At 32.6% G+C, this 8,611-nt stretch carries 10 protein-coding genes; 9 read left to right on the top strand and 1 reads right to left on the bottom strand.

The window, feature by feature from the left end; genetic code table 11:
- Positions 1-54 precede the first annotated feature (54 nt).
- The 8 genes from CN514_RS19810 to wrbA (CN514_RS19775) all read left to right on the top strand — a co-directional run bounded on the left by CN514_RS19810 (position 55) and on the right by wrbA (CN514_RS19775) (position 6,100).
- A complete protein-coding gene (locus CN514_RS19810) occupies positions 55-486 on the top strand; it encodes a MarR family winged helix-turn-helix transcriptional regulator (RefSeq protein ID WP_353652086.1) in 432 nt (143 codons plus the stop codon).
- A gap of 63 nt (positions 487-549) precedes the next feature.
- Positions 550-948: a DoxX family protein gene (locus CN514_RS19805; RefSeq protein WP_098234063.1), complete on the top strand. Its 399-nt coding sequence runs from the start codon at positions 550-552 to the stop codon at positions 946-948.
- 131 nt (positions 949-1,079) lie between these two features.
- Complete coding sequence (locus CN514_RS19800; protein WP_098234062.1) at positions 1,080-2,018, top strand: ring-cleaving dioxygenase; 939 nt, start codon at positions 1,080-1,082, stop codon at positions 2,016-2,018.
- A gap of 185 nt (positions 2,019-2,203) precedes the next feature.
- The gene (locus CN514_RS19795) at positions 2,204-2,452 is read left to right on the top strand and encodes a VOC family protein (RefSeq protein ID WP_286141774.1); all 249 of its coding nucleotides are present in this window, start codon (positions 2,204-2,206) and stop codon (positions 2,450-2,452) included.
- Between the two features lie 70 nt (positions 2,453-2,522).
- Complete coding sequence (locus tag CN514_RS19790; RefSeq protein WP_098234061.1) at positions 2,523-3,137, top strand: alpha/beta hydrolase; 615 nt, start codon at positions 2,523-2,525, stop codon at positions 3,135-3,137.
- 91 nt (positions 3,138-3,228) lie between these two features.
- Entirely contained in the window at positions 3,229-3,840 is a 612-nt protein-coding gene (gene wrbA, locus CN514_RS19785) for an NAD(P)H:quinone oxidoreductase (RefSeq protein ID WP_286141773.1), read from the top strand.
- 106 nt (positions 3,841-3,946) lie between these two features.
- Positions 3,947-5,248, top strand: a complete 1,302-nt coding sequence (hemA, locus tag CN514_RS19780) for a glutamyl-tRNA reductase (protein WP_098234059.1) — start codon at positions 3,947-3,949, stop codon at positions 5,246-5,248.
- A 228-nt stretch (positions 5,249-5,476) separates the two neighbouring features.
- Positions 5,477-6,100: an NAD(P)H:quinone oxidoreductase gene (gene wrbA, locus CN514_RS19775; protein WP_098234058.1), complete on the top strand. Its 624-nt coding sequence runs from the start codon at positions 5,477-5,479 to the stop codon at positions 6,098-6,100.
- Between the two features lie 145 nt (positions 6,101-6,245).
- On the opposite strand, the gene CN514_RS19770 is transcribed toward wrbA (CN514_RS19775), so the two are convergent.
- Positions 6,246-6,665 carry an organic hydroperoxide resistance protein gene (locus CN514_RS19770; protein ID WP_098234057.1) on the bottom strand — a complete coding sequence of 140 codons (420 nt, stop codon included), beginning with the start codon at positions 6,663-6,665 and terminating at the stop codon, positions 6,246-6,248.
- Between the two features lie 328 nt (positions 6,666-6,993).
- On the opposite strand from CN514_RS19770, the gene CN514_RS19765 reads away from it, so the two are divergent.
- On the top strand, positions 6,994-8,322 hold the full coding sequence (locus CN514_RS19765) for a glycosyl hydrolase family 18 protein (RefSeq protein WP_098234056.1): 1,329 nt from the start codon (positions 6,994-6,996) through the stop codon (positions 8,320-8,322).
- Positions 8,323-8,611: the final 289 nt, after the last annotated feature.

Here is an 8,611-nt window from a genome sequence, read left to right as displayed (position 1 = left end):
GTATTAATATTATCTCGTATTCAAGATGTTTTAAGTTGAAATAAATTTTAGGAGGTGAAATTATTGGAGAAAAAATGCAAACATCTACCTTTTCTACTATTAATGCAAACTTCTAAAGCAATTCATGACCGAATAAAGGACGAAATGGCAAAATACAATTTAAGCATAACTGAGTTTTCTGTTTTAGAAGTACTATATCAAAAAGAAAAACAAACAATTCAACAAATCGGAAATTCAATATTGGTCTCAAGTGGTTCGATGACTTATGTTATAGATAAGCTTGAACAAAGAGATTTATTATGCAGAATTCCATGTCCAGATGATCGCCGAGTAATACATGTGATATTAACAGATGAAGGTAATGAATTGATGAACGAAATTATGCCGAAATACAATGATTTCATAAATAATATGTTTGATTCATTAGATTTTAACGAGACTGATACTTTTGTGAAGCTTTTGAAAAAAGTAAGAAATAAAGTTTAAACTTAAAATTTTTTTACTATTTTATCTCGATTTCAAGATATATATATTTTAGGAGGATTTAAAATGATAAATATTGGTTTATTAATGATTCGCTTGGTGATTGGTATATTGTTCATCGGGCATGGTGCTCAAAAATTATTTAGTTGGTTCGGTGGATATGGATTGAAAGGAACTGGTGGATGGTTTGAATCTATTGGCATGAAACCAGGAGTAACAATGGCTCTAATCGCGGGTTTAGCAGAATTTATTGGTGGAATATTGTTTGCTTTAGGACTTTTAACCCCTGTAGCAGGAATTTTGATTGCTGGAACTATGGGAATGGCGATTATTAAGGTTCATGGGCCGAACGGAATATGGGCAACATCAAATGGATATGAATATAACTTAACTTTACTAGTAGTTGCTATTAGTGTAGTTTTAACCGGTCCTGGTAAATATGCTTTAGATACATTTTTATTCTAAAATATCTCGAATTAATAATTCTTAAAACACGAAATATTTTAACTAGATTTTTATTAATCGACTAAGCACAAAATAAAATTATCAAGTTTCTTTAAATAACTAAATCTTTAATTTAAAAGGAGAGTTGAAAAATGAGTAAGAAAACAATGGGTATTCATCATATCACAGCAATTGTTGGAGATCCTCAGGAAAATGTGGATTTTTATGCAGGAATTTTAGGGTTGCGTATGGTTAAGCAAACAGTCAATTTTGATGATCCAGGTACTTATCACCTTTATTTTGGTAATGAAGGTGGAAAACCAGGAACAATTATTACGTTCTTCCCTTGGGCAAGAGCTCATAAAGGAATCATTGGTGACGGTCAAGTAGGAGTTACTTCATATGTTGTTCCAAAAGGGGCTATGGAATTTTGGAAAAATAGACTAGAAAAATTCAATGTTCCTTTTACGATCATGAATCGCTTTGGAGAACAATATTTACTATTCGATGATCCACACGGACTTCACATGGAAATTGTTGAAAGAGAAGAAGGTGAAATTAATACTTGGACATTCGGTGAAGTAACACCTGAGGTTGCTATCAAAGGATTTGGTGGAGCAACTTTATTTTCGACCCAGCCTAACAAAACAGCTAAATTGTTAGAAAATGTAATGGGACTTGAATTAGTCGGTAGAGAGGGAGATTTTGCTCGATATCGTTCTACTGCGGATATTGGAAATATTATCGAAGTAAAATTAACTCCTAGTAGACGTGGTCAAATGGGTGTTGGAACAGTACACCACATTGCATGGCGAGCTAGTGATGACAAAGATCAATTGGATTGGCAAAAGTACGTATCTGCCAATGGATATGGTGTCACTCCAGTTCAAGACAGAAATTATTTTAATGCCATTTACTTTAAAGAACATGGAGAAATTCTATTCGAAATTGCGACAGATCCTCCAGGATTTGCTCATGATGAATCACAAGAAACAATGGGTGAACAGTTGAAGTTACCATCACAGTATGAACCTCATAGAGCAAAAATTGAACAAATTTTGCTACCAATACAAGTAAGAGAACTTGACTGATTATTTGAAGCTGGATTGATTTCTTTGCTTTCAATCGAACCAGCTTCATTGTCTGGGAATAATTACACAACAATCGGTGAAAATGTTTGAAATCAAAAGACCTTAATAATTCAATTCCTTTTAAAATCTATCCCTTTTATGAAATGGAGAGACTAAGTTGCAAAAGACGGGATGATGAATGATTAATGAGAGAAGGAACTGTTCACCATATAGCATGGAGAGCAAAGGATAAAAGGGTTCTTCTTAGCTGGAGAAAGTTGCTTAAAGAAAACGGTTATAATCCAACAGAAGTTCTAGATCGAAATTATTTCAAAGCAATCTATTTTCATGAAGAAGGGGGCATCCTCTTTCAAATTGCATTAGATCCACCAGGATTTAAGATAGATGAACCTAAAGACGAACTTGGAAAAAACTTATGCTGCCATCTTGGTTAAAGTCAAAAAGAGAAGAAATAGAAGAAACCTTACCACACCTAGTGGTTCGTGCTCTGGAGGGAGAAAAACAATGAAACATATATTCAATAAAGGTCATAATCCAACAAAACCAACATTATTGTTACTTCATGGTACTGGGGGTAATGAATTAGACCTTATACCTCTTGCAGGAATAATTGACGATGAAGCTTCAGTATTAAGCGTTCGTGGAAATATATTGGAAAATGGAATGCCAAGATTTTTTAAAAGATTAGCTGAAGGGGTTTTTGATGAAGAAGACCTTATTTTCCGAACAAAAGAATTAAATGAATTTCTTGATGATGCAGCAAAAAAGTATGGTTTCGACCGAAATAATATTATTGCATTAGGATACTCAAATGGAGCGAATATAGCTGCAAGTTTATTATTTCACTATCAAAATGCATTAAAAGGTGCAATTCTTCATCATCCTATGGTACCGAGAAAAGGAATTGAACTTCCAGACTTATCTGGTAAAACAGTATTTATTGCTGCTGGTACAAATGATCCAATTTGCTCTCCAATGGAATCGGCTGAATTAAAATCTTTATTAGAAAAGGCTAATGCGAATGTAGAACTTCATTGGGAGAATCAAGGTCATCAACTAACCATGCAAGAAGCCGAGTCTGCGGCAAACTGGTATCAGAATATTACTTCAAATAAATAATGTAAAAAATAAAAGAAAGGCATAATAGGTGGTATATATGGGTTTCTTATCCAAATTATTTGGAAATGCATCTGATAAGGAGAATAAAAAAATGACGAATGTAAAATTAGCAGTGATTTACTACAGTATGGGTGGAACAAATTATCAGCTTTCAAAATGGGCTGAAGAAGGAGCGAAAGAAGCTGGGGCTGAAGTAAGAGTATTAAAAGTCTCAGAACTTGCTCCACAATCTGTTATTGATTTAAATGAAAATTGGAAAGCATTTATTGAGTCAACTAAAGAAGTCACAGAAGTAACACTAAATGATTTAGAATGGGCAGATGCAATTATTTTTAGTGTTCCTACACGATTTGGTAATATGCCTGCACAAATGAAACAGTTTTTGGATACAACCGGAGGGCTATGGTTCAATGGAAAACTTGTTAATAAAGTTGTTAGTGCAATGACATCAGCTCAAAACCCACATGGAGGTCAAGAAGCAACAATTCTATCACTATATACAACAATGTATCATTGGGGTGCAATTGTCGCTGCTCCTGGATACACTGATCCTGTAACATTTGGAGCAGGCGGTAATCCATATGGAACTAGTGTTACTGTTGGTCAAGATGGAAAAATGATTGAGGATGTAGAAGCTGCTGTTAAACATCAGGCAAAACGTACAGTTACAGTGGCTGAATGGGTGAAAAAAGCAAATCAATAATTATTAACGGAAGAGCGGATCAAGATATGATCGCTCTTCTTTAATTATTTAATATTCAATTGATAACCACATAGCAATTAAAGAAAGGAAAAAAAAGGGGATAAAAATGCATATTTTAGTTGTTGGTTTAAACTATAGAACAGCTCCTGTTGAAATTAGAGAAAAATTTACGTTTAATCCATCGGAATCCGCAATTGCAATGAAATCATTACAACAAAAGTCAAGTATCATTGAAAATGTCATTTTATCAACTTGTAACCGCACTGAAATATACGCAGTTGTTAGTGAGTCTAATATAGGGAAAAATGAAGTGACAGATTTTATTGCAGAATGGTTTAACATTGAAAAAAAAGAACTCATTTCTTATTTGTTCTTTTATGAACAAAGTTTAGCCATCGAACATTTATTTAAAGTAACATGCGGTTTAGACTCATTAATCTTAGGTGAAACCCAGATTTTAGGACAAGTTCGTACTAGTTTTTTGTTAGCTCAAAGAGAAAAGACAACTGGTACTGTATTTAATCATTCATTTAAAAAAGCAGTTACACTTGGAAAACGAGCACATACTGATACAGAAATTGGGTCTAAAGCAGTATCCGTTAGTTATGCCGCAATTGAATTAGCAAAGAAGATTTTTAAGACTCTAAATAATACATCGATATTAATTCTTGGGGCGGGGCAAATGGCAGAGCTTGCCTGTAAAAATCTCCAAGGAAATGGAGCAAACAGAGTTACAGTTATTAATCGATCATTTGAAAATGCAAGAATACTAGCAAATCGTTACTCTGTTGAAGTTAAGCCGTTTCATGAACTGCTGAATACAATGATGGAATCGGACTTAATAATATGCTCGACTTCTTCAGAAGAATACCTGATTACACCAGAAATGGTTATGAAGGATAGCAAGTTTCGAAAAGTGAAGCCTATATATTTCATTGACATAACTGTACCGCGTAATATTGACCCTAAAATAGCTGAAATAGAAAACATTTTTTTATATAACATTGATGATCTTCGAGTTATTGTTAATTCGAATTTAATGGAAAGAAAAAAAGCTTCTCAAAAAATTATGGACATGATTGAAGGGGAACTCATTGAATATAAAAACTGGGCCAATTTATTGGATATTGTTCCAGTTATTTCAGCACTAAACAAAAAGGCATCGTCTATTCAACTAGAAACACAAGAAAGTATTAAGAATAAACTTCCAAATTTATCGGAGCATGACTTGAAAGTAATAAATAAACATTTGAGTAGTATTGTAAATCAATTCTTAAGAGATCCTATAAAGGTTATGAAAGATTTGGCTATTTCTAAGGATTCTAATGTGGATATCGATTTATTCAAAAAACTTTTTAATATTGAAAAAGTGGGTATAGAAAATCAGAATTCACTATTAAAATTTTAAATAATAGAATGAATTCGAGCTTACGAGATTAATTGAATAGAGAAAGAATAGAGTTGGAAGAAAATGCACAAGGGTTAGCAGATTTAAAAAAGCTAAATAATAAAAACTTTGATTATTTTTTTTGTTAAGCATGTTGAATTTAAATGTATTAGTAAAAATTACACGGACAGAATAATCATTAGGAAATTTTTGTATAAAAATTTAGTTTCTTTTTTAAGGAGAAAGACGATGTCAAAAGTAAATCTTGCAATTATCTGTTATAGTTCAACAGGAACAAATTATCAGTTGTCTCAATGGGCTTTAGAAGGGGCAAAAGAAGCTGGTGCAGAGGTCAAGATCTTAAAAGTTGAAGAATTGGCTCCACAATCAGTAATTGATTCAAATCCTGCTTGGAAGCAATTTTCCGAAGAAGTCGCAGTATGTATTCCAACGGTTGACCTAAAAGATTTAGACTGGGCAGACGCAATCATTTTCAGTGTCCCGACGCGATTCGGAAACATGCCATCTCAAATGAAGCAGTTCTTAGATACAACAGGTGGATTATGGTTTAATGGAAAACTTGTAAATAAAGTTGTAAGTGCAATGACTTCTGCTCAAAACCCTCACGGTGGTCAAGAGGCAACCATATTATCGTTATATACAACAATGCATCATTGGGGAGCTATCGTTGTGACCCCTGGCTATACTGATCCAGTTATCTTTGGAGCTGGTGGAAACCCATATGGAACCAGTGTTACTGTTGACCAGAATGGTAAAATGGTTGAGGACTTTTATGCTGTACAAGCAACTGTAAAACATCAAGCAAAACGCACCGTTACTGTGGCAGAATGGGTTAAAAATGCAAATCGATAAATATAAAAGAGCTATTCGACAAGTGTTCGATTAGCTCTTTTATTTTCCTGACAAATAATAATAAGGAATTTTTTCACGGAAATGTAAGTAAATAAATTTTTTAGTCATGCTACAAGCTTTTAGAATAGATCTTTATTACTGATAACTATTCGATAACTAAAACTTTCAACTTAACATCAACATTGCCCTTTAATGCTTTCGAATAAGGACAAAAACCATGCGCTTCTTTCACAAGCTCTACTGCAACATCTTGAGGAACACCTTTAATTTGTGCATTTAACGTAACTGCTAGAGAAAAAGGACTTTCTGTATCATCTTTTAATAAACTAACTTCCGCTGTAATTGATGATTCAATTTTTTGCTTATTTTTCTTAGCGATAAAGTTTAATGCACCATCAAAACATGCTGAATATCCAGCTGCAAATAGTTGTTCAGGATTAGAGCCAACTTTGTTAGTATTTGTATTGGGCGTTGTTAATTGTAAATCTATTAAACCATCATCTGATTTAACACTTCCTTCACGACCACCAGAAGTAGTAGCTTTCGACGTAAATAATACGACCATTCAAAATCACCTCATCTAATAATTATAAGTACCATATTCATATCGATAGTATAGATAATTCATACTCCAACTATACTCAAAATAACACTCAATAAAATTAATTATTAAAAATTTATATAAAAGTGGAGTTTGAAAATTAGACCAGCGAGACTCCTGCGAAAAAACGAGACATCCGAGATCCGAAAATAAGCGAATTTAGCTACTGTCAATAATCTACTGTAACTGGTCAAATAGTATTAAGTAAAATTTTCAAATTAAGCAAATGATATATTAGGTGAAGTTAAATTAATAAAAAATTCTATACTTCGGAATGTATAAGGAGGTATTCATGCTTAATAAGTTCTTAATTATCCTGTTTACTTTATTATTTTTGTTTTTATCTCCATCCATACAAACTTTGGCATTAGTTATATATGAGGTTAAACCAGGAGATAGTTTAAATAAAATTTCCGCACAGTACAAACTAAATGTAAAAAACTTTGCCAACTTAAATGGACTAGAAAAAAATGATAAACTTGTTATTGGTCAAGCATTGATAATGCCTGGGGAAACATATTTTGTAAGAGCGGATGAAACTTTATGGGATATTGCCTACCGAAATTCGATAAGTGTTAAACAATTGAAAACCAAAAATAAGCTTACAAGTGACTATGTAATACCAGGACAAAAGTTGTTGATTCCGTCTATTTCAAAAAAGAAAATATGGACAGGGACTTATTTTATACCAAAGAATAAAATATCGAATTATTGGATGTTGAGCCATTATAAAAGAACTTTAACCAGTATTTTTATATTTGAATATCATCCAACTAAACAAGGAAATTTGATTAGAGTAAAAGAAAATGGTGCGATTAAACAAGCTTGGATAAAAGGTATTAAACCTTATGCGACATTAACTAATATTAGCGAAAAAGGTTATGATCCAAATTTAATACATAGTCTAATCAGTAATAAAACTTTACGTAAAAAACTAATTACAAATATCTATACATTATTGGATAGAAATGACTATAAAGGAATCAATATAGATTTAGAAATGGTTAAACCAAAAGATCGAGCATACATAAATCAATTTATTAAAGAATTGTCATTTAAGCTGCATCGTTCAAAAATGGAATTATTAATAGCAATGCCTCCTAAAGAAGATGATAATATTCCTAGATACTATAATGCTTATGATTATAAAACAATTGGAAAATATGTTGATAGGATGTTTTTAATGGCGTATAACTGGCATTGGTCAAGCAGTACTTCAGGTCCAATAGCTCCAATAGAAAATGTAAAAAAAACTTTAAAATACGCTGTATCTGTTGTCCCAAGATCAAAAATATTACTTGGTATTCCTCAATATGCATACGATTGGCCAATTACAGGTCATATCCGAAAAGGGAGTGCATATTCCACACAAAATGCGATGAAAATGTATAAGAAATATGAAAGTCAAGTCTACTATGATAGGGAGGCTTCGGCACCAGCATTTCGTTATATTGATAAAAATGGTACACAGCATGAGGTATGGTTTGAGGATCCTCGAAGTTTACTTGCAAAATTCCATCTAGTAAAAGAATTTGATTTAGCTGGATTGGGATGTTGGCATATAGGGATTACAATGCCACAAACAGAAAAGATACTATTAAATGAATTTTGGATTCGATAAAATTGATAACAAGCAATAAAACTAAATTAGTTGAAAAGTATTGTAAAATTCCGCTTAGCAAAAAAACAAATTGAAAAACAATGGTAGTTGACTTTGCACAGTATTTATAGAAATACCGAATAATTGAAATGAACGGAGGAAAATATATGGGTCAAATTAGCAAAGAAACAAATAATTGGGGAAATTTAAAAAAAGGTTTAGAAAGTAAATTGTTTGAACCGATAAAAATCGGAGCTTGGAATTTACGCTCACGTATCGCAATGGCACCGTTAACAAGATCTTTTGCAGA

It is taken from the genome of Bacillus sp. AFS001701 (assembly GCF_002559405.1).
GTDB lineage: Bacteria > Bacillota > Bacilli > Bacillales > Bacillaceae_G > Gottfriedia.
The sequence above is the reverse complement of the archived record's forward strand: the minus strand, read 5'-3'. Positions and strand labels throughout refer to the sequence as shown.